The organism is Hyunsoonleella aquatilis, assembly GCF_014270105.1.
Lineage (GTDB): Bacteria > Bacteroidota > Bacteroidia > Flavobacteriales > Flavobacteriaceae > Jejuia > Jejuia aquatilis.
On the sequence record NZ_JACNMF010000003.1, the window covers coordinates 699376 to 725033 of the forward strand.

Below are 25658 nucleotides of genomic sequence, written 5' to 3' on the forward strand. Positions count from 1 at the left end.
GTAGATGTGTCAGATTCAACCCAAAAAAAAAGATTCGGCACTATCGGTAAAATGGCATTAACGATAATTAAGAGCGATAAAACTTTTATGATTATGCTGAATAATGTTCGAGGAGTCATTTAATATAAATATGGTTTACAAGATAAGTATTTTAGGCTTTTTTCAGAATATCATAATCCTTATTAAAAAGATTTGTTATTTCTGCAGGTGCAATTTTATCCTTCATGGTAATGCCACTTTCCGCAAGGATGGTACGCATATCTTGGGTTTCACGGTTTTTCCAAAACCCCACTTTCGTAATGCCGATGGCATACACCTCCCCGTTTCTGGTAAATATCTGCCGATGGTATGCCCAATGGTCTTCCCAGCCTTCAAGCACCAGCGTGATTTTAAATTTTTGCCATCGCTTTAACGGCTTTTTGTAAATGATTTTTTGAGAACCAAGTACTGGAAACATCCCTTTTTTAATCGTGGCCTTATACAAATCCGAACGAAACAAAATTTCAAATCTGATTAAATCCATGTAATAAAAGTATTTGGCATTGGACATAAAACGAAATCCCTCGCAATCCAAAATACTAACCCTTCGGTTTCGGCTAAGGTCGGCTTCTAAATCCACCCGTTTCCAAAAGAGACGGGAACCGATGAAAATGTACAACATGTGAAGCCAGTAGTAAACCATATCACTATTGATGAAAGTTTAAAGTTAATACGACTTTTTTGAAATGCCCAAAAGAAAAGTTGAGCTCAACAAAACTTCTAGTAAATCTTATTGATCAAATAAAAATCAGCCAACACCAAAGCAGCCATAGCTTCAACAATAGGAACGGCTCTTGGCACTACACAAGGATCGTGACGGCCTTTACCCTGCATTTGGACGATGTCGCCTTTTTTATCAATGGTTTCGTATTTCTGAATTAAGGTAGCTACCGGTTTGAATGCAACATTAAAATAAATATCCATCCCATTACTAATGCCACCTTGAATGCCCCCGGAATAGTTGGTTTTTGTACTACCATCGGTATTAAAGGCATCGTTATGCTCGCTACCGTACATGGCACTACCATGGAAACCGCTACCATATTCAAAGCCTTTTACGGCGTTTATGGACAACATGGCTTTACCCAATTCGGCATGTAATTTATCAAAAACCGGCTCGCCCAAACCGACCGGCACATTTTTAACCACACAACTAATAATGCCGCCCACCGTATCACCTTTACTTCGCACTTCCTTAATATATTGCTCCATTTCCGAGGCCATAGTTTCATCTGGGCAACGGACAATGTTAGACTCAATTTTTGTCAAGTCCAGTTCCGAATAAGGTTTATTCAATTTCATCGTACCGACACCAGAAACATAGGCATAAACTTCTACATCCTTAAGCACTTGCTTTGCAATGGCTCCTGCCACTACCCTACACGCCGTTTCCCGCGCCGAACTACGCCCACCACCGCGGTAATCTCGGATACCGTATTTTTTATCATAGGTATAATCCGCATGGCTGGGTCTGTAACTATCTTTTATATGCGAGTAATCATGGGATTTTTGATTGGTGTTTTCAATAACGAAACCTATTGGAGTTCCTGTAGTTACCCCCTCAAAAATACCAGAATAGAACTTTACAGAATCCGGTTCTTTGCGTTGGGTAACAATTGCCGATTGGCCAGGTTTACGTCTGTTAAGTTCATTTTGAATGGCATCCATATCCAACTCAATTCCCGGAGGGCAACCATCGATAACACCGCCCAATGCAGGCCCGTGTGATTCGCCATAAGTTGTCAAATTGAATAGTTTTCCAAAGGAATTTCCAGCCATAATCAAAATTTTCCGCTAAAATAAAGAATTTATTGCCGAACCTTCCTAGTGCATCACCTAAAAATATATTCAATTTTCCATTTTCAGTTCAAGACAAAAACTATCAAATTCTTTATTTAGATTCCTCCCGATAGCTATCGGGATCAATGGGAATGACAATTTCAATGGAAACCTAGGGGCTCAGCCCCTAGGAATTTTTCTTTAATAAACTTTAGCCATGAATTACACTAATTTTCAACCCAGTCAAAACACCCTTCATCTTAACATTCGCGTAACAATAACCTGATAATTAGTTAATTGCCAGATAATCTTCACATAATACTAAAAATAGTTATTTGTAATGTGAACAAATACGAATTTACCAACCACGAATACCCCATTGAAAACAAAACGTAAAGTAGAAATTGCGGTAATCTCCGATGTGCATTTAGGCACCTACGGCTGTCATGCCAAACAATTATTAACCTACTTAAACAGCATCAATCCCAAAAAACTGATTTTAAACGGCGATATTGTAGATATATGGCAGTTTAGCAAGCGCTATTTTCCAAAATCCCACTTAAAAGTGATTAAGAAAATTATGGACTTTGCCGCAGATGGTGTTGAGGTGACTTACATTACAGGCAACCACGACGAAATGTTGCGGAAATTCAGCGATACTACTATTGGAAATATTTCGATTGTAGATAAATTGGTTTTGGACATTGATGGTAAAAAGGGTTGGTTTTTTCATGGCGATGTGTTCGATATTTCCATTCAAAATGCCAAATGGTTAGCCAAACTTGGAGGTTACGGCTATGATTTTCTGATTTTGTTAAACCGCATAACCAACTGGGTTTTATCCAAGATGGGCAAAGAGCGGTATTCACTTTCCAAAAAAATTAAAAATGGCGTAAAAGGTGCCATAAAGTTTGTTTCAGATTACGAAAAAGTGATTGCTGAGCTCGCCATTGAAAATGGCTACGATTATGTGGTGTGTGGCCATATCCACCAACCCAAAATGGAAATTAGGGAAAACAAGCACGGCAGAACCATGTACCTTAACTCTGGAGATTGGATCGAAAATTTTACCGCTTTGGAATACCAATTTAAACGCTGGAAAATCTATAATTACAGTCATGATAAGCTCTCCCCGTTCTTTGCCGATGAAGACGTGAAGGAAATGGAGGTAAAAGATTTGATTGCCGCCATTACTATCGTGGATAAAGGGCAGAAAAACAAGTGATTTTTTCTCGCAAAGGTGCAAAGACGCAAAGGTTCCTCCATAACTTTCTACGGATTAAAAAGTAGTACCTCATGAAGACTGAAAACTGCCAACTGATTACTAAATAAGCGCCTCTTTTAAAATGGTAATTGGGTGTTGGGCTATCCTACCCGTTCCATCTTTTATTTGATGCCTACAACTGGTACCATTGGTAGCAATAATGACATCATTGCCGGACTTCCGTACGGTAGGAAACAGGGTTTGCTCACCGATTTGCATGCTGACTTCGTAATGTTCCTTTTCGTATCCAAAACTGCCCGCCATACCGCAACAACCACTAGGTATCATGGTGACTTTATAATTCTTTGGAAGGTTTAAAACTGAAAAACTGGACAATTGATTACTTAATGCCTTTTGATGGCAATGCCCATGAAATTTAATTGTTTTGGATTCGGAAGTGAATTGGTCTGAAGTGATATTGCCCAATTCAATTTCTTTCTGTAAAAACTCTTCGATTAAAAAGGTATGTTTGGCAATTTTTTCTGCTGAAGCTTTGTCATCAGCAAGTTTTAAATATTCATCTTTAAAGGTTAAAATTGCTGAAGGCTCAATTCCTATTAATGGGGTTTTCTCTGAAATTAAATCTTTAAAAACACCTACGTTTTGATTTGCCAGTTTTTTGGCTTCTTCAAGGAAACCTTTGGATAGGTAACTTCTTCCGCTTTCAAAATGATGAATATAAATCAACTTATAATTCAAAACCTCCATCAATATTTCTAAATCAATGGCTATTTGAGAGTCCAAATAATTTGTAAACTCGTCGACAAAAAGGTAAACGGACTTTATAGGTTTAGGTGTATAATCATTACCATCAATCCAATCGGAAAAATTAGCCCAACTTATATAAGATTCTGAAACTCTGGGAAGACTTCTTTGGGAATGGACTCCTAAAGTATTCTTAATGATGCCAGATGTAAATTTATTTTGAAATAACCAATTATAAAACTTGGGGGCTCTGGAAGCTATTTTATTGTACTTCGTAGATTTTGCAAAAAACTTATTGCTAAAACTATATCCATTCTCCTTCTGATATTGATACTGAAACTCAGCTTTTAAACTGGCAACATCCACACTACTGGGGCACTCACTAGCACAGGCCTTACAACTTAAACACAAATCAAATACCTCCTTTAATTCTTTATGATTGAATTTGTTCGACTTTTCGGAATTTGTCAAAAATTCCCTTAAGGCATTTGCCCTCCCTCTGGTCGTGTCCTTTTCGTTTCTGGTGGCCCTGTAACTCGGGCACATAGTACCTCCAAATTCGGGGAGTTTCCTACAATCCCCTGAGCCATTACATTTTTCCGCTTCACGAAGAATTCCTTGAGAATGGGAAAAATCCATTATGGTTTCTATTTCAGGCTCTGCCCTATCAGGTTCATACCTTAAGGATTTGTCCATAGGATAGGCATCCACGATTTTCCCAGGATTAAAGATATTTTCAGGATCAAAAACCTGTTTTATTCGTTTTAAAATTTGGTAGTTGGCCTCCCCAATCATCAACGGAATAAACTCAGCCCGCACTATCCCATCGCCATGTTCACCACTAAAAGAACCATTGTACTTTTTGACCAGTTGCGCTACATCCCTTGTGATTTTTCGAAATAGTTTTACGTCCTCTTTTTGTTTTAAATCCAAAATAGGACGCAAATGCAACTCACCTGCACCGGCGTGGGCATAATAAATTGCATTTTGACTATATGTTGCCATTAATGCAGTAAACTCCCCAATATAATCCGCCAAATCATCCAAAACCACGGCAGTATCCTCGATACAGGCTACGGACTTTTTATCGCCAACAATATTGCCCAACAGCCCAAGTCCAGCGCTTCTCAAATGGACAGCCTTATCAATGTCATTACCCACCAGAATGGGATTGGCATAACTTAAACCTGATTTTTCTAAAGCCTTCACCAATAAGTCGGCCTGATTTTTGACGTCCTCGAAATTATTAGATTTCACTTCACACATCAAAATAGCTTCAGGATCTCCCACCAAAAACTGTCTGTTCTCTTGTTGGGTTTTATTGCGTTTTGTACAGTCCAAAATGGTTTTATCCATCATTTCGCAAGTGTACAAATTGTGTTTCATTGCAGGCACAACAGCCAGCAAACAACTTTCGATACTTTCAAAATGTGCCGCTACCATGATTCTGTGCTCAGGTGGCAAATCATCTAACTGCAAAGTAATTTCGGTAGTAAACGCCAAAGTACCCTCGCTCCCCGAAAGCAGTTTGCACATATTGAATTCTTCTTCACCTTCAGAAAAAATATCGGTGTCAATCAATGCATCTATAGCATAGCCCGTATTCCTTCGGTGGATTTCCGGTTTTGGAAACTTTTCATTTATTTCCTTTTGAACAGATTTAGGCTTTAATTCATCATAAATAGATTGATAAATTTCACCTTCCAAAGTGTCCAACTTTGTTTTCTTCATGAATTCCTCCGACAACAATTCACCAAAAACAACCTCGCTTCCATCGCTCAAAATCGTTTTAAGCCCTAAAACCTTATCCCGTGTTACCCCATATTTTATAGAAGTAGTACCTGAAGAATTATTACCGACCATCCCTCCTATCATACACCGATTTGAGGTTGAGGTATTAGGCCCAAAAAATAAGCCATAAGGTTTAAGGTAATTATTCAAGGCATCCCGAACTACCCCTGGTTGCACGGTAACGGTTTTGGAGGTTTCATTCACCTTTAAAATTTTAGTGAAGTGTTTAGAAACATCAACCACAATACCCTTTCCTACACATTGCCCTGCCAAAGACGTACCGGCCGTCCTCGGAATCAAAGAAGTACTCTCTTGTTTGGCGTATTGAATCAACAACTTGATATCTTCTTCATCCTTGGGGTATGCTACTGCAAGTGGCAACATTCTGTACACTGATGCATCCGTGGCATACAAAGCTTTTATCAAGTCATCATACAATAGCTCACCCGAAAGTTTTGATTCTAAGAGTTTTAAGGACATCGCGTTAAAAATTCTAGGATATGGGTAAATATAGGGACAATTTTGGCGTTATTTTTGCTAGAGCTTTACAATATCGTAATAATCTATTCGTATGGAATGGACGTATATTAGGAAAGATAAAAAACTAAAAACTTATGAGAAAATTAATAGCATTAGTAGCCATATTATTAGGGTTTACATTGACATCAGGAGCACAAGAAATAGCGGAAAACGCCATTGGCCTTCGCTTAGGGGACAGTAATGCATTTGGTGCAGAAATCTCCTATCAAAGAGCTTTGAAGGAAAACAACCGCTTGGAAGCTGACTTTGGGTGGCGCTACGGCACCAGAAGAGGTTTTGATTTCAGAGGGGTTAAACTTACCGGTATTTACCAATGGGTTTGGAATATCGATGGCGGTTTTAATTGGTATGCCGGCCCGGGAGCAGGCTTGTCTTCATGGAGATTTGATCTTCCGACAGGCGATATTACCGATACCTTTTTGTTTGCCGCTGGAAACGTGGGTATTGAATACAACTTTGACTTCCCTTTGTTGGTGTCGATTGATTTTAGACCAGAAATTGGATTTGGCAGCAGTACTTATGACAATAATGATTTGGATTTTGATATTGGAATCGGAGTGAGATACCAATTCTAGACATACTTGTATAAAGTACCGAGGCACCATTTTTGTGGTGCTTTTTTTATGACCAAATGTTTTAAATCCAGTTTTAAGTGAAATATATTTGAGGAGCTATTAGTTTATTTCAAAATATGAAACCATCAAATAGGGTTTTATCGGTCGCGGCAGTGTTACCGAAATAAAAAGTGACCAGGCCTAGCTGGGTTATGGGCAAATTCATGGAAAGATCTAAACGTTCGCTAAAAAAGTTTAACTTTTTTCTGTGGAATGGGATTTTTTCCTAGCACAATTATTTCTCTTTTTTATATCTTTCTGGAAATTGTTGAAACCTTACTAAATGAAACCTTTTCGGATTATAGTGCTTTTGATGTGTTGTCTTGTGTTAAGTAGTTGCAAAAACAAAACCAAACCGGCAGAAACGCAAACACAAGAAAAACTAAAAGCCCTGATTATCGATGGTGAGAACAATCATGGAATTTGGCCAAAAAGCACCTTTATGATGAAGGATTATTTAGAGCAGACTGGACTTTTTGACGTGGATATTGCCAGAAAACAATACAATTGGGTTGGGCCTCATCACAACGTTAAAGGCTTGGATAGCATTGAACAGCTATTAGAATTATATCCTTTTGATGATGGCGTAAAAAGGACTTCACTGGATTCCACAAGATTTGATCCCAAATTTAACCCCGACTTTAGTAAATATGATGTGGTAGTGAATAATTTAGGCTGGAAATCATCCCATTGGCCAGAGCAGACCAAGAAGAATTTTGTCGACTTTATTAAAGGTGGAGGAGGTCTAATTATTGTTCACGCTGCCAGTAATGCATGGGGCGATTGGGACGAGTACAATAAAATGATAGGTCTTGGAGCCTGGGGAGGCAGAACTGAAAAATCTGGACCTTACGTGTTTTATAATTTAGAAAACAAGATTGAATACGATAAGTCAAAAGGAAATTGTGGGCAACACGGTAAGCAAAGTGAATTTGTTATAACTACGAGGGCTCCGGAACATCCAATAATGAAAGGGTTGCCCAATGATTGGTTGCATACCAAAGATGAATTATATGAAAAGCTAAGGGGACCTGCTGAAAATATGACCATTTTGGCCACAGCCTACTCTGATAAAAAAAACGGTGAAAAGCGCACTGGCAGGCACGAGCCTATGCTCTTGGCTATTGACTACCATAAAGGGCGTATTTTTCACACCACACTAGGCCATATGGACTACTCCATTGAATGTGTTGGTTTCATCACAACGCTTCAGCGTGGAGCGGAATGGGCAGCCACAGGTAAAGTGACCCAAAGCATCCCTAAAGATTTTCCCAACACCATTAAATCAAGCTCGAGAACTTGGAATCGCTAAAAATAAAGTTTCAAATCCTTGTAATCGAAAATTTTCCAAAGCACCAAACTTACATATTGAAACATTTATATTTCTATTGATTATAAATATGAATCTGTTACCCTATTTCTATTCCTATGTGTATATTTTAACTTCATTTAACATTTTAAACTATAATCTTCTTTTGGTTAATACTTAAATTTGTGGGATTCATTTATAAAGACATAATTTTAGTCACACAAATATGATTGCTTTCAAATTTAAAACCATTAGCACTGCTTTTGCTATCCTTCTAGCTTTAAGTATTTTACCATTTCAATCTTCAGCTCAAAATCAAAGAAGGAACAAAAAAAAGAAACAAAATATAGAGAACCGTGTCACCCAGGTCAAGAAAAATTCAAAAAAAACTATTCAGGACTTAGTTAAAGGAAGTGTAAAAATTGATGGGCTATTTACCATCTATCAAGACACCCTAACTGGTGCTGTACATATGCTAATTGAAAAAGAACAACTTGATAAGGAGTTTATCTATTTTTCGCAGGTTGCAAATGGTGGCACCGATGCTGGGCGACTGAACAGAGGCATCTACCAACCAACTTCTGTTTTCAAAATTAAGAAGCATTTTAACAAAATTGAGTTTATAAAACAAAATACTTCCTTTTATTTTGACCCAAACAATGCATTATCAAAATCCAAAGAGGCTAATATTTCTCATGGAATCGTTGCTAGTTTAAAAATTGAAGCCTCCGATGAAAAGCAGGGACAGTATCTTATCAATCCGAATGAATTGTTTTTAAAAGAAACTTTTCAACAGGTAAAACCTGTAAAATCTCCTAAAGCCCCTCCAAAACCTTTTACATTAGGAAACTTAGATAAAAATAAGTCTAAAATAAAGGCCATTAATAATTATCCTGAAAACTTGAATGTATCCGTGGAGTATGTATACTCCAAAGCATCAACATATCAAGAAGGCTCGAAAGCCCTGGCGGACCCGAGGAATGTAAGCATTGAGTTCTTGCATTGCTTTATCTCCATGCCTGAGGACGACTATGAGGTTAGGTTTGACGATCCAAGAGTGGGTTTTTTCATTACAGAGGTCGATGATAAAACTTCAACTTCACCCACACCATATAGAGACTTAATTAATCGCTGGAAGCTCAAAAAGAAACATCCAGAATTGGCAATTTCTGAGCCTGTAAAGCCCATTACTTGGTGGCTTGAAAATACCACCCCAATTGAATGGCGGGAAACCATTACAAATGCAGTGCTTGAATGGAACAAAGCTTTTGAGAAAGCAGGTTTCAAAAATGCCATAGTCGTCAAACAACAACCAGATGATGCGGATTGGGATGCCGGAGATATTCGATACAATGTTTTGAGATGGACCTCAACTCACAAACCTGTATTCGGAGGCTACGGCCCCAGAATGGTGAACCCAAAAACCGGGGAGATTTTGGGAGCGGACATTATGCTGGAATTCAGCATGATAAGCAATAGGGATTTTAGCAGTAAATTGTTTGATGAAGCCCACTCAGGTTTACAAATTGAACATTCATTCTATTCATTAAATTCTGAAAGCGACCATTTATCATGCAGTGTTGGTCAGCAAATGAGTGCTAATTTATTGGTTGGAGAAGCCTATATCAAGCATAGCGAAAACGATTCTGAAAGTTTGAGCCGATTAACCAAAGAAGGACTGACGTCCACCGTGATGCATGAAATTGGGCATACGTTAGGGTTGTACCATAACATGAAGGCAAGCTATTTGTTTTCTCCCGAAGAATTGGCTGACCCCAACTTTATCCAAGGAAAATGCCTTACTGCCTCCGTGATGGATTATACCATGATAAACTTGACCAAAGACCTGAGCAAACAGGGGCATTTTTTCGATGTTAGCGTTGGTCCTTATGATATATGGGCAATTCAGGCCGGTTATACCCCTTTTAATTCTGATGAAGAACGCGAGGCACTATTGAACAGATCCACCGAACCTCAATTGATTTTTGGTAACGATGGTGACGATATGCGTTCCGCAGGCAAGGGTATCGACCCTCGAGTCAATATTTTTGATTTATCAAATGACCCTATTCTTTATGCACAGATGCAATATGAATTATTTGATGGACTGATCAAGAATTTAAAATCAAAACTAACCACCGAAGGCCAATCTTATCACGAGCTTACTAGGGCCTATAACATCCTCAACACCTATAAACGCATTCATGCCGGTGTGGTTAGCAGATATATCGGAGGCGTTTATTTGGACAGAGCCGTGGCTGGTCAGGAAGGGGGCACAAAGCCCTACATCCCTGTTAAACTGGAAGACCAAAAGCGGGCGATGACCTTTTTACACCAAAATATTTTTGCTCCAGACGCTTTGAAACCAGCTGAAGACCTGCTGAATTATTTGGCCATTCAAAGAAGAGGCTCTAATTTCTTAATGAGCGCATATCCTGAAGATCCTAAAATACACAAGCAAATTCTTGCAAATCAGAAAAGCGTGTTGAATCATTTGTTACACCCAAATACCCTGCAAAGAATTTCAGATTCTGAATTGTACGGCAACAAGTATAAATTGGCATCGGTGATGAGCGATTTGAACGATGCAATTTTCAAGGCAGATATTTATGGAAATGTAAATTCCTTTAGACAAAACCTTCAATTGGAATATACGCGAATGCTTTTAAATGTTTTGAACGGAACACTAAGCTCGAAGTATACGCACCAAGCAAAATCTATGGCGCTGTACCATTTAAAGCGAATCCGTACAATGGCTTCTCCATCAGGCAACTTGTCCTCAAGAGCCCACAAACAACATTTGCGAATTTTAATTGATAATGGCTTGGAAGAGCTGAAATAACCCTGAGTAATTGCAATAAAAAAAAAGCTACTTCAATTTGGGTTTTGTAGTAGCTTAATTTTCTTTAGCCGGCCTATGTTTCTTTTTAGGGACAATGAATTGTTTACTTTATGTTTCATAAACCTATTTTACTTAAAGCAAACTCCATGCCATAAGTCAAAATAATCTTAAGAATATTCCGGAATTTTACCTTTAACACCCTTAAAAAAACGATACATAAATTTGAAATCGGCATCCACGTTACTCGTTGGATAAAATGGTTTTGAAAACGTGTTTTTTTTGTTTTCAAAATCTAGGGTGAACATCACAATGGGGACATTTGCCTCTTTGGCAATGTAGTAAAAACCTGTCCTCCATTGTTCAACCTTTCTACGTGTGCCTTCAGGAGCCAATGCCAACTTAAAGTTTTCATTGTTCTCAAACAGTTTTGCTATGGCCTGAACTTTATTCTGCTTATTGTGTCTGTCTATTGGCCTTCCCCCCAGTGCCCTGAAAAAATATCCGAAAGGAAAAACAAACAGTTCTTTTTTGCCTACAAAATTCACCTTTATGCCCAATACACCTCTTACTAAAATACCAATGTAAAAATCGTGCCAGCTGGTGTGCGGAACGGCAATAATTACTGCTTTTTTAATACTTTGAAGCGTTATGTAATGCCCATCAACATGCCAGCCTAATATTTTGAAGTAAATAAATTTAGCCAGCCTCCGCTTCATGTTACATCTTGAGATAAAGTTCCTTGAGCTTTTTAGGCGTTATGGTTTTTTTCCAGTTTTTACCAACGGCATTTTCCCATAGGGGTCCCAATCCCAAAGCGACATCAATCATTATATTCAAATCAGATTCGCTTAAATCCGAACAAATACCCTTTGGCAATTGGATATCGTGCTTTGCAATCATAGTTTTAAAAAGCGCAACATCCTTTGGATAAAACTCCTCCAGATGATTAAATACAATACAATTGCCTATACCGTGTTTGGTGCCCAATAAATAAGATAATCCATAACTCACGGCATGCGCAACACCAACCTGCGAATAGGCAATGCTCATGCCTCCGTGCCATGACGCCATCATCAATTTATCTTGAGCTTCTTTAGCAGGTAAACCACCATTTAAATAAATTTCCTTGCAGAGGCCATAGGCCATTTCGCCGTAAGTTTTACTAAATGCATTTAAATAGGTACCGTTCAGAGACTCGACACTATGGATAAAACAGTCCATTCCTGTGTAGAACCATTGGTCCTTCGGTACGCCGTTAGTCAGCTCTGGGTCCAGTACAACCTGGTCAAAAGGTGTATAATCTGAATTGATGCCCAACTTTCGTTTTGGACCAGTTAATACAGTTGTTCGGGAGACTTCCGATCCAGTTCCTGAGATAGTGGGAATTCCTACGTGATACACGGCCTTATTTTTGACCAAATCCCATCCCTGATAATCCTCAGATTTTCCGTTATTCGTCAACATAATGGCAACAGCCTTGGCCAAATCCAAAATGGTACCTCCCCCGATACCAATTATTCCTGATGGCCGTTCTTTGGAGGTTACAATGATACTTTCCACCAATTCATCCACCTGTGAGGTTTTCGGTTCCTCTTCGGCGGAAACGTAAATAATCCGGTCGTTATAAGCTAGCGGAATTCTTGAGGTTAGTTCTCCATCCAGCTTAAAAACATCATCTACCAAGAAGATAAATGGTGCATTAATATTTAAACGTTTAGGTTCAATTAATTCACCTAATTGATCGAAACTACCTCGGCCAAAAACAACTCTTGGCACCATTGGAAAGTTTTTATAGCTCATGAATCCGTCTTCTTTACAAGGGGTAAAAATAATATTATTTTAATTCTACAGGTTGAAATAGAATGAAAGTTTCCTTACATCGCATATCTAGGTTTGATTTTCGGGTAAAATCCGCAAAACATCCCGCAGTGAATTTAGGGTTTTATAAGTCTTACCATTGGTCTCCTTTTCTGTTACCTCTTCATGCGCCCATGTGGTGTGAAACGGAACATGAATCGCTTTTGCTCCAATATTTACCAAAGGCAATACGTCCGATTTCAGGGAATTCCCAATCATCAAAAACTCACCGGGGTTGATATCCAAATGCTTTAAAAGCTTAGCATAGTTGTTTTCTTTCTTATCGCTAAGTACCTCAATATGATGAAAATAAGAGGTCAGTCCCGATTTTTCCAATTTCCGCTCTTGGTCTAGTAAGTCACCTTTTGTGGCTAATATTAACCTGTATTTTTTGGAAAGCGATTTTAAGACCTCCTCTACCCCGTCCAAAAGTTCCACGGGCTTGTTGAGCATGGTTTTGCCAATGTCCAAAATCTTGTTCATTTTTCTGCTCGGTAGGTTGTAATTGGAAAGTTCCAAGGCACATTCCACCATGGATAGGGTAAACGCTTTTACCCCATAGCCATAGAGTCCCAAATTCCCAATTTCCATTTTGAACAATTCCTGATCAATCTTATTGGGCGTTTCGTATTCTGAAAGTAATTTGGCAAAGGCCTCTTCAGCTTCGCGAAAATAGGTTTCGTTTACCCATAAGGTATCATCGGCATCAAAGCCGATAACTTTTATATCGTCGTAGTTTATTTCCATAATTTTTTGGCACGTTCTAAATCTTCGGGGGTATCAATTTCAACACCTTGAACGTCAGTTTCAACCATTTTTATGCGTTTTCCGTATTCCAAATATCTTAGTTGCTCCAGTTTTTCCGACGCCTCCAAGGTCATCATTGGTAAGCGAGAAAAGTCTAAAAGGGCTTGTTTTCTAAAGGCATACACCCCTTTATGCTTGTAATATTTAACGTCTACTTCTTTATCTCTTGGATACGGAATAGGGCTACGGGAGAAGTATAAGGCAAAATTGGATTGGTCAATAACCACTTTAACGGTATTAGGATTATTTATCTCTTTCTCATCTTCAATATGAACCATCAAAGAGGCCAGATCTACTTCTTTTTTGTCATCTTCTTTAAACACTTCAATCAATTTGCTCAAGGACATCGAATCCGTAAAAGGTTCATCGCCCTGAACGTTGACAACCACATCTATATCCAATTGTCCAACAGCTTCTGCAATCCTGTCACTACCACTGGCGTGCTCCTTTTGACTCATCATGACCTTGCCTCCATTCCTTTCAATTTCATTAAAGATGATATCACTATCGGTTACCACGATAACATCATCAAAAAGGCCAGTAGCTACCGTGGCCTCGTATGTGCGAAGAATAACGGTTTTGCCATGTAAATCCTGCATCAATTTACCAGGGAATCTTGAGGCACTATAACGCGCGGGGATCATTGAAATTATTTTCATGTGCATTCAATTTCAGATTCAAAAATAACTAATTATTTATAGTTTGTCTGGGTTTCAAACGGCGGTATAATTTGAAAATTATAAATAAAATAATTGTTACAAGGATAATAGCAACAACGGGTAAAAAAATGGAGATAGCTGACATTACTAAAGAGGTACCGGTTTCAATAGTACTTACTACAGGGTTTGCCAAACCGCCAGTTGTAGCGGTAGATGCCAAGCGCGTTGTACCCGAACTTCCAGCAATTGCTACTGCCGTTCCTCCTCCAGCAATGATAGCCAATGCCCACGTCACGACAGGACTCATATCAGCCGCTGTGGATAGCACAACCGCGGTACCTGCAATAGCCGCTAAGGGCACTGCAATGCTGTCCAGAAGGTTATCAACATATGGAATGAAGTAAGCAAAAATTTCCACCAAAGTAGCAACACCAAGGGTTATCAACGCAGGCATACTCCCCAACCATTCCCAGGAAGCGTTCAGTTGCCAAACATCAAAATAGGAGGCTAAACTTAAAGCAAACAAAGGTAAAAAGACCCTAAATCCGACAGAAGCCGCCAAGCCAATCCCCAAACAAATACTTATAATGGTTTCGCTTTCAATCATAAAAATTAGTGCTCAAAAAAATCATCTTTAAAACCGATAAGATACAATTTTTCCGTGGCTCGGGTTACGGCAGTATAGAGCCACCTTAAGTAATCACTATCAATGCCATTGGGCAAATAGGGTTGTTCCACAAACACGGTATGCCACTGCCCACCTTGGGATTTATGGCAAGTAATGGCATAAGAAAATTTAACCTGTAGGGCATTAAAGTGCTTGTTATTCTTCACTTTTAAGAATTTTTTATAATTGCTCGTTTCATTTTCAAAATCCTTCATTACCTCTTGATATAGCCTATTGGAATCATCATAAGATAAGGAGGGGGTTTCAGCATGAATGGTATCCAACAACAATACTGTTTCAAAAGGTCGCATACGCGGATAATCCACCATTCGGATTTTTACTTCCGCAAAGCGAAAACCATACAATTCTTCAATCCTAAAAATCTCAAGAACTTCAACAATATCCCCATTGGCGATAAACCCGGCTTCTGTAGTTGGTTTAATCCAAAAATAGTTGTTTTTAACAACCATTAAATAATCGCCCGCACTCAGTTCATTTTCATTAAACAAAATCCTGCTCCGAATCTGTTGATTATACATGTTGGCCCGCTTATTACTGCGCACGATAATGGCAGTTTCCTCGTAGCCTAAATTACCGTAAGCATCATTAATGGCATCCATAATTTCATAGCCGTCCACCAGCCTAACAATATCTTTAAAGCCTTGAATTTCAAACCTAAAACCATCAAGAAACTCATTGGACAGGGCCTCCCTTAAACCTGTGGCATTGGCTAAAATACCAGAATCCTGTTCCTGTCTTACCACTTCATCGAGTTCCATGCGCCTCACCTCTTTATTGTAGTTTAAAGCCAATTTGTTTTCGTCCAAAGCTGGACTGATGTCCAATTTTACCGGGGGCAATTGGGCCGTATCCCCAATAAGCAAAAGCTTACAGCGATGGCCTGAATATACATACTGCATCAAATCATCCAAAAGCGAACCGTTTTCAAAGAGTTTTGAATCCCCCGGTGTATCGGGAATCATTGATGCTTCGTCCACTATAAAGACGGTGTTTTTATGCTTATTAGGTTGCAATATGAATTTCACACCACCGCCGCTACTCTTCTTTGGAAAGTATATTTTCTTATGGATAGTGAAAGCTTCCTTTTTAGAATAATTTGCGATTACCTTTGCAGCTCTTCCCGTGGGCGCCAATAAAATAGCACTCATTTTTGCTTTCCACATATTGGTTACAATTGTACTTACAATAGTGGTTTTTCCAGTACCCGCGTAACCCTTTAAAACATAAAGTGAATTAGCCGCTTTGCTAAAAATAAATTCAGAAAGTTGTTGAAGGACAATATCTTGTTTTAAGGTAGGCTGAAAGGCAAAGTCTTGTTTTATAAGCGAATAAAATTCAGAAGATGTCATTCAGCAGCAAAATAGGTTAGAAATTATCCAAATATAGAAATGATTTTTGTTCATAATAGGTTTTAACCATTAAAAAAAAATTGTAGATTTGCGAAAGACCATTAATAAACTTTTAACGAAATAAGAGACCATGTTAAAAATAATTTTAGTAATCGTTGGTGCCATTTTGGTGACAATTGGCTTGGTAAAGCTAGTTGATAAGTTCTTACCGAAAAAACTTAAACCTGTTTTAATTTTGGCTCTTTGGGCTTTGATTGGCCTTCTGGCATACAACACGTTTATGTCAGTTTACGGCCCAATTAAGTTTAATAAGCTAAAAGAAAAGCGCTATCAAGTCGTCATTGATCAGTTGAAGGATATCAGGGATGCACAATTAGCGCACAAGCAAGTAACAGGGAAATTTGCTAGTGATTTTGACAACCTAGTAAAGTTTATTGATACAGCCAAGTTTACATTGACCCAGCGTAGAGATTCCAGTGTTGTAGACGAAGAACTAACCCGAAGGTATGGAGGTGTGGAGACTTTTAAGGACATAGTTATTATTGATACTTTAGGCACAAAATCAGTAAAAGATTCCATTTTCAAGGATTCCGATAGATACAAGAGAATGATGAACGTTCCTGTTGGAAAACCTGGTTCTAAGTTTGAACTGAAAGCAGGATTTATTGAGCAGAACGATATTAGAATTCCAGTATTTGAAGCTCTTGTTAAAAAGGAAGTTGTTTTGCATGATCAAGACAAAAACCTTATCAATGTTGAAAATGAGGTAATATCATCAGTTGTTGGTGTACAAGGCGATGCCATTAGAATTGGCTCCATGGAAGAAGCACAAACCACCGGGAATTGGGCCAAATTTTATGACACTAAAGAAGAGCAATAGTAGTAACACACTATCCAATCATAAACTGTCCATTCAAATTAGTTTGAGTGGACTTTCTTTTTGTATCCTGCGCACAACTTCGGATACTATTACCTCAATGAAGGAAATCAAATTTGACAAAAAAGTAAATCCCTTTGAGGCGCTGGATCAATTGAAAGCTTTGTTTGAAAGTGAAGAAGCTCTTCAAAATACTTTTGACGATATCCAATTGATCCATGAAAATGATTTATCCACGCTAGTGCCTAAACCTTTGTTCAATGAAGATTTTTTGGCAGATTACTTGAAGTTCAATTCTAAAATATTAAAATCTGATTTTATCACTTATGACCCTATTGATGTAAACGATTGCATGAATGTTTATGTGCCCTATGTGAATATCAACAATTATATCTACAGCAAATTTGGAGAGTTTACTTTTAAGCATTTTTCCACAGTTTTAATAGAACATATCTTGCGGGCCGAGAAGGAAAATGACACCCAAAAAATGTACGTGCATGTTTGCAATTCTCACTTTGAGGTTATTGTTCTAGACACGGAAAAATTGAAACTATACAACACCTTTGATTACAAAAACCCTGAAGATTTTATCTACTATATCCTATTTACTTCAGAGCAACTGGAACTCGACCCCGAGACTTTCAATTTGGTGTTTTTGGGGAATATTGAGGAAGGTGATGCACTTTATGAAATTGCGCACAAATATATCCGGCATTTAAGTTTTGGTAAACGAAATGATGGTTATAACTATTCGAAGAAACCAGTTACAGACTATTCTCACTTTACTCTAATCAATAGCTTTTAATGCGCATTATATCAGGGGAATATAAAGGCCGAAGAATTGTAGCACCTAAAAATCTACCTGTACGTCCAACGACGGATATGGCAAAGGAATCCCTATTCAATATTTTAAACAATCATTACTATTTTGATGAGGTTACGGTATTGGATTTGTTTGCCGGAACAGGAAATATCAGTTATGAATTCGCCTCAAGGGGCACTGAAAGCATTACCAGCGTGGATCAACATTTTGGTTGTATAAAATTCATAAACCAAATAACTGAACAATTTGAAATGCCTATTTCCACAATCAAAAGTGATGTTTTCAAGTTTTTGGAACAGACCCGTATAAAAAGCAATTTGATTTTTGCAGACCCCCCGTATAATTTTGATATTGCTCAGTTTGCCAAAATCCCCGAGCTCATTTTTCAAAACAGATTGTTACTGGACGATGGCATCTTAATCATTGAGCATTCCAAACATACTGACTTATCCCAATTACCCAATTTTGGCTACCAAAAAAAATATGGTGGCTCTGTATTTTCATTTTTTGAGTAGGTTATTAACATTTGTTAATTGAAATCCGCTCTTTTTTTTAGTACCTTAGACATCTCCCTAAGTGTCCCAGACACTCTTGAAACTTCTCTCATCACGTAAAAAGCTATCTCTTTTTGTGTTATTTGTGTATGGTTTTAATTTAAATTACTAACTAAAATCATATTCAAATGAGAAAATTATGTTTACTCTTACTCGGGTCTTTATTCTTTATTGCCTGCCAGAACGAGCCAAAGCGCTACTTCGCTGAATCGGCCGAAACTAATACATTAAAGTCTGGAATTGCAGCTTACGAAGCGGGAGACTGGGAGAAATGGCAAAGTCATTTTTCCGATACTGCAAAAATATTTGTTAATTCTAATAAGCCCATGAAGGTTTCCGAAAGGGCAAAAGAACTAAAAACTATGGCAGGTGCCATGTCTTCTTATGGATTTAACCACGACAAGGAGTACATAGAAATGGTTTTAGATAAGGAAGATGAAACTTGGGTTTACTATTGGGGGACACACAAAGGCACTTTTGCAACTACAAAAAAAGAGTTGACTATCCCAGTGCATTTAGCTGTTCAGTTTGTAGATGGGAAAATTGTTGAAGAGCATGTGTATTTTGATGGCACAGCCATGAATGGAGAATTCAAAGCTATCGCCAGCATGTCTGATGCAGACAAAAACATCCGTGCTAGTATCGATACTTTTATTGGGGAGTTTCTTAACAAAAAAGATGCTTCAGTCTTAGGCGACCTATTGTCCAAGGATTACAAAAGATTTCATAATGATAAAATAATTGCTGAAGGAAGTAGCGAACTTGAAACAAATATTTCTCCATTTTTTAAGGGTTTTTCTGATTTCAAAGTGGAACTTCTACATACTTCTACCATCGTTGAAAACGCCATTTTTGTACACTGGAAAGCAACCGGAACACACGATGGCGAATTTTCCGGAATTCCGGCTACAGGAAAGAAAATAGATGTAAATGGATTATCTAGATTACAATATGACGATGAGGGCAAACTCAAATATGAACACCTTTATTACGATCAATTAACCCTAATGCAACAATTAGGCAAATCTTTAAACTAAAAACCATAAATATTTCAAACTATGAAAACTATCAAAAAGACAATCGTATTGGCATTTTTATTTTGCCTCACACTAAACGCTTCTCAGGCCTACCAAAAAATGTACCGAGTACATCAGGACAATGTTTTGCCATCAAAAATGATGGATTATGAAAAAATAGCCAAAGAGTTTAATGCAGCCTGCGTTGAGCACAATTTTCCAGGCAAGTGGCTGGCTACCACAATGGACGATTTTAGGTATCTATATGTCTCTCCAATTGAAAATTTTGCGGATTTGGACCAAAGACCATTTGCTGATATGGCCAAAGCCATGGGCAAGGATTTTGGGGCCATGTTCGATAAGTTTGACCAATGCTACAACTCGCACTACGACTATGTCATAGTACTTATGGAAGAACTTAGCTATATGCCCGATGGCATGTCTCAGGCGCAGGAGGGACAGGATTACCGCGATTTTTACTTTATCCATTATTTGCCCAAAGACAGCCAAAAGATGAAGGAAGGCATGAAAGCCGTAAAGGAAATGTTTGCTTCCAAGGGTTCTAAAAATCATTACAGAGTGTACCATACAGGTTTCGGGACTACGGACAATTATTATTTGGTAGCCATGTCTAGTAAAGATGCTATAGATTCTGCCACCAAAACGGAGGAGAACAAAAAAGTATTAGGCCCAGACCGCTACGAAACCTTTATGAAAGTCATGAACTACGCCACAAAAATGGAAGAAGTTACAGGTGAAATTAGAAGGGATTTATCCTATTCACCTAAAACCCAATAATTATTTAATTAGTCACCAACCAATTTTAACGATAAACCCTTCTTGAAAATTCAAGAAGGGTTTATTTATGCCCGAGCAAATCTATAAGCCGAATTCTGTATCACGACAAAGCGTGACCCCCATCATTTATCTTGGCGCACTGTTGCCAGTACGCTCTAGCTACCTACCCTCCAGCATCGGGCGTGCCACCCTAAACGCTGGTATACATGGCATTGCACCACATAGAGTTTACCTGATTTCACTACGGCCTTACCCGTACATACTTTCTGTTGCACTTTTCCTGACCTCACGGCCGGTGGCTGTTAACCACTATGCTGCACTGCGGTGTTCGGACTTTCCTCGGTGACATTAATCGTCACCGCGATAAGGTAATCTGCTCACGGGTAAAAATACAACTCTCCAATTCCAAAATCCAAATAATAAAAAGAATTTGGGCGCTACCCTCCTAAGGTCGGGTCGGGCTTTCCGTTACAAGTCCTCGCTCCTATGGTCGCCGTAGGCTTTCCTCTTCAATCCTTAACCTCTAGATTAGCATTGTGTTCATTTTAAAAATGACTGACTACTGGATTTTTTTAATTTTAGATGCCAATAGGTTAAAAACTAACTTTAATTAACCTATTTCCTTTTTTCGAAAGCACTTCAATAATGAATTCGCTTTCAGAGATCTCAATCAGTCTATCATTTATGTAATTTATTTCAAGCTTGTTTTTTCCTACTTTGTTCGTGTCAAAAATAGCCTCTTTGTTTACTGTACCTTGACCATCGTTAATTTTATAAACTGTTAAATAGCCACCATAACCACCGATATGCAAGTTTGGAACCTTGTTTAAAGGAAGCTCAATATTCTTAATATTGTCAAGGAAGATTAAATGATGGTATTGGTTACTTAAAAAATAGGAAAAGGATAATTCACTAAGTGTTTCGTCTTTACCTCTTTTCTGTCTTTTTGGTAATTTTTTCATCCATAATAAATCCCCTTTATCGTCTAATTTTGTAATAAGCATATCATGATAGTGTTGCCTAAATCTCCCTTTATATTCTGTTTCAAAAAACTGTTCTCCGATTAACGTGATACCAGTTTCATTTATACCTAAATATTTAGGTGCTAAATACGGAAACTCAGCGTCATTTTTAGCTTCTTTTTTGCTTAACTTTTTATTCGCTTTATCACTTTCATATTGTTTTAAAATACTCAAGGGAATTTCATGCGTTTTTTTATAAATTAAATTATCATCTTTATCGAAGCTAAAAATAAAAACACCATCAGTATTATTGCTAATATACCTTTCCTTGACCCTGCCTTTTGTATAAAAACCAGAAACTATAAGTTTTCCTGATTTGTTTAGATGCATATTAATTCCATTAATAAACTTATCATCTAGATCTATCTTTAAGGTGTCTTCAGAATCTTTGGAGATTTTATGGATTTCTATATGATAATTTTGAGCCCCATCTTTACCTCTTTTCTTATCTTTCTCACTATTATCATGAAATACTTTTAAAAGCATGTAAACATCTCCGGACACGCTTATCTGATAATCAATAATTTCCGTTTTGGTCTCGGTATGAGGTATTTTGTAATCTTTAGACCATATTTCGCCAAGGTCTTTTTCAAAAACATGTAACCCTATTAATTCATAACTTTTGTTATTATTTTTAACCTTTGGGATTTTGGAATACTTAACCATCAGATTAGAACTGTCTCTTGAGCTTTTGATAGTAAATTTATCTAAACCCATGAAGCTTTTTATTTTTTCAGGAATATCTACTAATAAGTTTGATTTATCAGATAAAACTCCTTTTTTAAAATCTATTTCTTTGTAATAGAGTCTTTCGTGTCTCGTTTTTTTTCCAGACCAACTAGAGTAAAAGTAGTAATATTTGTTATCTAGGCATGCAATTTTTTCTTGCATGTTGTTTTTAGGTAGATCAATAATTTCTTTAGAAGAAATAAGTTTAAGGGTTTCCGTGTCTAGTTTTTGAATGATCAGTTGCTTCCTGTTACGCTTTACGGTTAATATTTGGTTGTCTTTAAAAGCATAATAGAACGGCCAATAGCCATTTGGTGCTTCTTCAATGTTTTCATATGGCTCACCAACAGTGTATGTGTAGTCTTTTGACAAGTTGTTTTGGGCTCTTAAAAAGCCAAAACAAAATAGGCTTAAAGTAATAATGTAGATTTTCATAGGTATAAGTTTTAATGGTTTGTCAATAGCATACTTTTGCAAAAATAATATTTAATATGTAGGAGTTTTTCTTTAAACCGGTTTTCTCACAATTAAATAAGATTATACTACTAAGACTTAGGTATGCTTCCGCTATATTGAAGTTTATCGAATGTTAAACGAAGTTCGATATTTTTTCTGTCAATGCCAAGAACTAAATACTTAGTTTTGTTAATAACTCATCGTAAATTACCACTTCAAAATTCATAATTAAAAACTGAATTTTTAAATTTGTCTCTCAAGGATTTCCCATGGAGCATTTTGTAGTATCGGCCAGAAAGTACCGACCGCAGACCTTTAAGGATGTGGTAGGACAACAGGCTATTACCAATACCTTGCTCAACGCCATTGAAAATAATCATTTGGCCCAAGCCCTTTTGTTTACGGGGCCACGCGGGGTGGGCAAAACCACTTGCGCCCGTATTTTGGCTAAAATGATTAATAGCGATGGTACGGAAACCGATGACGAGGATTTTGCTTTTAATATTTTTGAACTGGATGCGGCCTCCAACAACTCGGTGGACGATATCAGAAATCTTACAGACCAAGTGCGGATTCCACCGCAAGTAGGCAAATACAAAGTCTATATTATTGATGAGGTACACATGCTGTCTCAGGCCGCTTTCAATGCCTTTTTGAAAACCTTGGAAGAGCCCCCAAAGCACTGCATCTTTATTTTAGCTACCACGGAAAAGCATAAAATCATCCCAACCATTTTATCGCGTTGCCAAATTTTTGACTTCAAGCGCATAACAGTTAAGGATGCCAAGGAATATCTAAAATACATTGCCGAGGAACAAGGGGTTTCTGCGGAAGACGATGCATTGCACATCATCGCCCAAAAAGCCGATGGCGCCATGCGCGACGCCCTTTCCATTTTTGATCGTGTGGTAAGTTTTTCAGGCAAAAACCTGACCAGACAAGCGGTTACGGAAAACCTGAACGTGCTGGACTACGAGACCTATTTCACCAGTACGGATTTAATTTTGGAAAATAACATTCCTGATTTGCTATTACAATTCAACACAACACTTTCTAAAGGTTTTGACGGTCACCATTATATTGCCGGTTTAGCTTCCCATTTTAGGGATTTATTGGTGAGCAAAACCCAAAGTACAATTGCGCTTCTTGAAGTTGGCGATCAAATCAAAAAGAAATATTTAGAGCAATCCAAAAAAGCTTCGCAGGAATTCTTACTCAAAGGGATCGAATTGGCCAATGAGTGCGACCTCAAATACAAAACGAGCAAAAATCAACGCTTGTTGGTAGAACTCTGTTTAATGCAACTGGCCTCATTGACGTTTGAAGGCGAAAAAAAAAACGCTAAACACTTTATAATTCCGGCGTCCTATTTCAGGAAAAAGGGTATTACCCCTATTCCTGTTTCAGTACCCGAGGATAAGATAAAACCCGAAGAAAAGCAACCGGAGCCTCCAGAAAACGAAACTGTTTATTCAGAACCTTTAGAATCCAACACCGGAGTTGCAGAACAATTCAAAGTAAAAGCCCCTAAGAAAATTGTTCTGACGCGTGAAAAGAATTATGTTTCGGGGATAAGCATTAAAAGTCTTCAAAAAGAAAAAGAACACCAAATCCGCCAAATGGAAGTGATTGTTGATGACGAGGATCTCCCAAAGGAAGATTTTACGGAACAGGAATTAATCACTCATTGGCAAGCCTATACTAAAATAATTCAGGAAAAAGGCCAACACAATTTGGCTTCCATTTTGACTATTGACACTCCTAAATTGAAGGGTACTGAGGTACATTTGGAATTCCCGAACGAAACCAACAAAGTAGAATTAGAACGTGCCCAATATGAGCTAATGATGTATTTAAAAAAGTCGCTAAATAATTATGATATAGCGCTTTCCATCACGGTCAATGAAGAAAAAAACGTTCAATATGCTTACACTACCCGAGAGAAGTACGAAAAGCTAAAAGAGAAAAACGCCTCGATTGAGCTACTAAAGAAAACCTTTGGATTGGACCTTTAAGAATTAGAACAATGCTAGGACTAAAATTACCAACGGACCCACGTTGGGTAAATATCGTAGAGAAGAACATCGAAGAGATTTTGACCGACCATGCCTTTTGTGAGCAAAAAGCAACCAGTACGGCAATATCCCTAATTGTCGGCTTTCCGGAATATACCCAATTGGTTCAGGAAATGGTGGCTCTGGTGAAAGAGGAAATCAGTCATTTTAAAATGGTGCACGATAAAATCATTGAACGTGGCTGGACTTTGGGTCGAGACAGAAAAGACGAATATGTGGTGGAACTGATGAAGTTTTTTCCAAAAGGAGGTAGCAGAACCACACAGTTAGTTCATCGATTATTATACGCAGCATTAATCGAGGCGCGAAGTTGTGAAAGGTTTAGATTGCTTTCAGAAGAACTCGAAGATCAGGAATTAGCTACTTTTTATAGAAATTTGATGGTAAGCGAAGCCAATCATTACACCATGTTTTTGGGCTTCGCCCGAAAGTATGGCAATAAAAAAGAAGTTGATACCAAATGGCAACAACTTCTTGATTATGAGGCTGAAATTATGTCGAAATTAGGCAATAGCGAGGCTATTCATGGCTAAAATTGATAACCTACCCCTAATTGAATATTAGTATTTCTTGCTTCCGCTGCCACGAAATCGTCAAAAATATTGGTGACACCATAGCTGTATCTGGCGTCTACGTAAAACATTTGATTCAGTTTAAATTCCACACCTGCAATAGCAGAGTAATGAAAATTACGCATCATGTCGCCTTCCTTATGAGATTTTAAGGCTGCCTGCGGGCCAATACCAAAACGCCATCTTTGGTGTAACCTAAACTTGAACAATACTGGCATTTGAATTAAATCCAAATGTAGTGTTTCGTCCTTTGCGCCTTCCGGAGAAAACTGAAGCTCGGGAACGACAGACACTGAATTAGATAATCTGAAATCCCCATAAAAACCAAGATAGAAACTATTTCTATGTTTGTTCTCCATTGGTGGTGCATCCTTAAAATCCAAATTCGAAATCGTATATCCTGCACGCACACCATATGTTTGCGAAAACCCTTCGATTGATAAGCAAAGCAGTACAGCTAAGAGTATTAATTTTTTCATAATAAAAAATTTTT

22 protein-coding genes and 1 other RNA gene are annotated in these 25658 nt (G+C 37.9%); 11 read left to right on the top strand and 12 right to left on the bottom strand.

From position 1 onward, the window contains the following. Window positions 1-151: 151 nt before the first annotated feature. Both H7U19_RS11680 and aroC read right to left on the bottom strand, forming a co-directional pair. Window positions 152-661 (bottom strand): acyl-CoA thioesterase, encoded by a 510-nt coding sequence (locus tag H7U19_RS11680; protein ID WP_186562538.1) that lies wholly within the window; start codon window positions 659-661, stop codon window positions 152-154. Window positions 662-759: 98 nt separating this feature from the next. After that, window positions 760-1818, bottom strand: coding sequence for a chorismate synthase (gene aroC / locus H7U19_RS11685; RefSeq protein WP_186562540.1), 1059 nt, complete (start codon window positions 1816-1818; stop codon window positions 760-762). 379 nt (window positions 1819-2197) lie between these two features. Here aroC and H7U19_RS11690 point away from each other — a divergent pair, with 379 nt between their 5' ends. After that, window positions 2198-3043, top strand: coding sequence for a UDP-2,3-diacylglucosamine diphosphatase (locus tag H7U19_RS11690; protein ID WP_186562542.1), 846 nt, complete (start codon window positions 2198-2200; stop codon window positions 3041-3043). A gap of 99 nt (window positions 3044-3142) precedes the next feature. On the opposite strand, the gene H7U19_RS11695 is transcribed toward H7U19_RS11690, so the two are convergent. Then, window positions 3143-6058 carry an FAD-binding and (Fe-S)-binding domain-containing protein gene (locus H7U19_RS11695; RefSeq protein ID WP_186562544.1) on the bottom strand — a complete coding sequence of 972 codons (2916 nt, stop codon included), beginning with the start codon at window positions 6056-6058 and terminating at the stop codon, window positions 3143-3145. 134 nt (window positions 6059-6192) lie between these two features. Between H7U19_RS11695 and H7U19_RS11700 the strand changes: the two genes are divergently transcribed. The 3 genes from H7U19_RS11700 (at window position 6193) to H7U19_RS11710 (ending at window position 10883) form a co-directional block, all read left to right on the top strand. Then, on the top strand, window positions 6193-6693 hold the full coding sequence (locus tag H7U19_RS11700) for a hypothetical protein (protein WP_186562546.1): 501 nt from the start codon (window positions 6193-6195) through the stop codon (window positions 6691-6693). 322 nt (window positions 6694-7015) lie between these two features. Then, the gene (locus tag H7U19_RS11705) at window positions 7016-8044 is read left to right on the top strand and encodes a ThuA domain-containing protein (RefSeq protein WP_186562548.1); all 1029 of its coding nucleotides are present in this window, start codon (window positions 7016-7018) and stop codon (window positions 8042-8044) included. 223 nt (window positions 8045-8267) lie between these two features. After that, window positions 8268-10883 carry a zinc-dependent metalloprotease gene (locus tag H7U19_RS11710; RefSeq protein ID WP_186562550.1) on the top strand — a complete coding sequence of 872 codons (2616 nt, stop codon included), beginning with the start codon at window positions 8268-8270 and terminating at the stop codon, window positions 10881-10883. 167 nt (window positions 10884-11050) lie between these two features. Here H7U19_RS11710 and H7U19_RS11715 read toward each other — a convergent pair whose 3' ends face one another. From H7U19_RS11715 to H7U19_RS11740, 6 genes are all read right to left on the bottom strand, one after another. Then, entirely contained in the window at window positions 11051-11599 is a 549-nt protein-coding gene (locus H7U19_RS11715) for a 1-acyl-sn-glycerol-3-phosphate acyltransferase (RefSeq protein WP_186562552.1), read from the bottom strand. Window position 11600: 1 nt separating this feature from the next. Continuing rightward, window positions 11601-12683 carry an iron-containing alcohol dehydrogenase family protein gene (locus tag H7U19_RS11720; protein WP_246454777.1) on the bottom strand — a complete coding sequence of 361 codons (1083 nt, stop codon included), beginning with the start codon at window positions 12681-12683 and terminating at the stop codon, window positions 11601-11603. Window positions 12684-12770: 87 nt separating this feature from the next. Further along, a complete protein-coding gene (locus tag H7U19_RS11725) occupies window positions 12771-13487 on the bottom strand; it encodes an HAD family hydrolase (protein WP_186562554.1) in 717 nt (238 codons plus the stop codon). After that, window positions 13478-14206, bottom strand: coding sequence for a 3-deoxy-manno-octulosonate cytidylyltransferase (gene kdsB, locus H7U19_RS11730; RefSeq protein WP_246454783.1), 729 nt, complete (start codon window positions 14204-14206; stop codon window positions 13478-13480). The genes H7U19_RS11725 and kdsB overlap by 10 nt, the downstream gene beginning before the upstream one ends. Before the next feature lie 28 nt (window positions 14207-14234). Further along, the gene (locus H7U19_RS11735) at window positions 14235-14810 is read right to left on the bottom strand and encodes a DUF4126 family protein (protein WP_186562645.1); all 576 of its coding nucleotides are present in this window, start codon (window positions 14808-14810) and stop codon (window positions 14235-14237) included. 8 nt (window positions 14811-14818) lie between these two features. After that, the gene (locus H7U19_RS11740; RefSeq protein WP_186562556.1) at window positions 14819-16243 is read right to left on the bottom strand and encodes an ATP-dependent DNA helicase; all 1425 of its coding nucleotides are present in this window, start codon (window positions 16241-16243) and stop codon (window positions 14819-14821) included. A 130-nt stretch (window positions 16244-16373) separates the two neighbouring features. Here H7U19_RS11740 and H7U19_RS11745 point away from each other — a divergent pair, with 130 nt between their 5' ends. The 5 genes from H7U19_RS11745 to H7U19_RS11765 all read left to right on the top strand — a co-directional run bounded on the left by H7U19_RS11745 (window position 16374) and on the right by H7U19_RS11765 (window position 20311). Beyond that, the gene (locus H7U19_RS11745; RefSeq protein WP_186562558.1) at window positions 16374-17123 is read left to right on the top strand and encodes a hypothetical protein; all 750 of its coding nucleotides are present in this window, start codon (window positions 16374-16376) and stop codon (window positions 17121-17123) included. Further along, window positions 17101-17925 carry a DUF3822 family protein gene (locus tag H7U19_RS11750; RefSeq protein WP_186562559.1) on the top strand — a complete coding sequence of 275 codons (825 nt, stop codon included), beginning with the start codon at window positions 17101-17103 and terminating at the stop codon, window positions 17923-17925. Before H7U19_RS11745 ends, H7U19_RS11750 begins: the two co-directional genes overlap by 23 nt. Then, entirely contained in the window at window positions 17925-18458 is a 534-nt protein-coding gene (locus H7U19_RS11755; RefSeq protein WP_186562561.1) for an RsmD family RNA methyltransferase, read from the top strand. The genes H7U19_RS11750 and H7U19_RS11755 overlap by 1 nt, the downstream gene beginning before the upstream one ends. A 167-nt stretch (window positions 18459-18625) precedes the next feature. Continuing rightward, the gene (locus H7U19_RS11760; protein ID WP_186562563.1) at window positions 18626-19534 is read left to right on the top strand and encodes a nuclear transport factor 2 family protein; all 909 of its coding nucleotides are present in this window, start codon (window positions 18626-18628) and stop codon (window positions 19532-19534) included. Window positions 19535-19555: 21 nt separating this feature from the next. Continuing rightward, the gene (locus tag H7U19_RS11765) at window positions 19556-20311 is read left to right on the top strand and encodes a hypothetical protein (protein ID WP_186562565.1); all 756 of its coding nucleotides are present in this window, start codon (window positions 19556-19558) and stop codon (window positions 20309-20311) included. Between the two features lie 68 nt (window positions 20312-20379). On the opposite strand, the gene rnpB is transcribed toward H7U19_RS11765, so the two are convergent. Together rnpB and H7U19_RS11775 are read right to left on the bottom strand one after the other, a co-directional pair. Beyond that, window positions 20380-20691, bottom strand: an RNA gene (gene rnpB, locus H7U19_RS11770) — RNase P RNA component class A. 213 nt (window positions 20692-20904) lie between these two features. Next, window positions 20905-22497, bottom strand: a complete 1593-nt coding sequence (locus H7U19_RS11775; RefSeq protein ID WP_186562567.1) for a hypothetical protein — start codon at window positions 22495-22497, stop codon at window positions 20905-20907. A gap of 290 nt (window positions 22498-22787) precedes the next feature. Here H7U19_RS11775 and H7U19_RS11780 point away from each other — a divergent pair, with 290 nt between their 5' ends. Then, window positions 22788-24533: a DNA polymerase III subunit gamma/tau gene (locus H7U19_RS11780; RefSeq protein ID WP_186562569.1), complete on the top strand. Its 1746-nt coding sequence runs from the start codon at window positions 22788-22790 to the stop codon at window positions 24531-24533. Between the two features lie 11 nt (window positions 24534-24544). Then, complete coding sequence (locus H7U19_RS11785; protein ID WP_186562571.1) at window positions 24545-25126, top strand: MiaE family protein; 582 nt, start codon at window positions 24545-24547, stop codon at window positions 25124-25126. Here H7U19_RS11785 and H7U19_RS11790 read toward each other — a convergent pair. Then, window positions 25123-25644, bottom strand: coding sequence for a porin family protein (locus H7U19_RS11790; RefSeq protein WP_186562573.1), 522 nt, complete (start codon window positions 25642-25644; stop codon window positions 25123-25125). The genes H7U19_RS11785 and H7U19_RS11790 overlap by 4 nt on opposite strands. Between the last annotated feature and the right edge of the window lie 14 nt (window positions 25645-25658).

Coding starts and splice junctions, on each gene's coding strand:
- H7U19_RS11760 (WP_186562563.1), top strand. CDS start 18,626: ATGAGAAAATTATGTTTACTCTTACTCGGGTCTTTATTCTTTATTGCC.
- H7U19_RS11745 (WP_186562558.1), top strand. CDS start 16,374: ATGTTAAAAATAATTTTAGTAATCGTTGGTGCCATTTTGGTGACAATT.
- H7U19_RS11700 (WP_186562546.1), top strand. CDS start 6,193: ATGAGAAAATTAATAGCATTAGTAGCCATATTATTAGGGTTTACATTG.
- H7U19_RS11765 (WP_186562565.1), top strand. CDS start 19,556: ATGAAAACTATCAAAAAGACAATCGTATTGGCATTTTTATTTTGCCTC.
- kdsB (WP_246454783.1), bottom strand. CDS start 14,206: ATGAAAATAATTTCAATGATCCCCGCGCGTTATAGTGCCTCAAGATTC.
- H7U19_RS11785 (WP_186562571.1), top strand. CDS start 24,545: ATGCTAGGACTAAAATTACCAACGGACCCACGTTGGGTAAATATCGTA.
- H7U19_RS11750 (WP_186562559.1), top strand. CDS start 17,101: ATGACACTAAAGAAGAGCAATAGTAGTAACACACTATCCAATCATAAA.
- H7U19_RS11705 (WP_186562548.1), top strand. CDS start 7,016: ATGAAACCTTTTCGGATTATAGTGCTTTTGATGTGTTGTCTTGTGTTA.
- H7U19_RS11740 (WP_186562556.1), bottom strand. CDS start 16,243: ATGACATCTTCTGAATTTTATTCGCTTATAAAACAAGACTTTGCCTTT.
- H7U19_RS11720 (WP_246454777.1), bottom strand. CDS start 12,683: ATGAGCTATAAAAACTTTCCAATGGTGCCAAGAGTTGTTTTTGGCCGA.
- H7U19_RS11755 (WP_186562561.1), top strand. CDS start 17,925: ATGCGCATTATATCAGGGGAATATAAAGGCCGAAGAATTGTAGCACCT.
- H7U19_RS11775 (WP_186562567.1), bottom strand. CDS start 22,497: ATGAAAATCTACATTATTACTTTAAGCCTATTTTGTTTTGGCTTTTTA.
- H7U19_RS11710 (WP_186562550.1), top strand. CDS start 8,268: ATGATTGCTTTCAAATTTAAAACCATTAGCACTGCTTTTGCTATCCTT.
- H7U19_RS11680 (WP_186562538.1), bottom strand. CDS start 661: ATGTTGTACATTTTCATCGGTTCCCGTCTCTTTTGGAAACGGGTGGAT.
- aroC (WP_186562540.1), bottom strand. CDS start 1,818: ATGGCTGGAAATTCCTTTGGAAAACTATTCAATTTGACAACTTATGGC.
- H7U19_RS11695 (WP_186562544.1), bottom strand. CDS start 6,058: ATGTCCTTAAAACTCTTAGAATCAAAACTTTCGGGTGAGCTATTGTAT.
- H7U19_RS11780 (WP_186562569.1), top strand. CDS start 22,788: ATGGAGCATTTTGTAGTATCGGCCAGAAAGTACCGACCGCAGACCTTT.
- H7U19_RS11725 (WP_186562554.1), bottom strand. CDS start 13,487: ATGGAAATAAACTACGACGATATAAAAGTTATCGGCTTTGATGCCGAT.
- H7U19_RS11715 (WP_186562552.1), bottom strand. CDS start 11,599: ATGAAGCGGAGGCTGGCTAAATTTATTTACTTCAAAATATTAGGCTGG.
- H7U19_RS11790 (WP_186562573.1), bottom strand. CDS start 25,644: ATGAAAAAATTAATACTCTTAGCTGTACTGCTTTGCTTATCAATCGAA.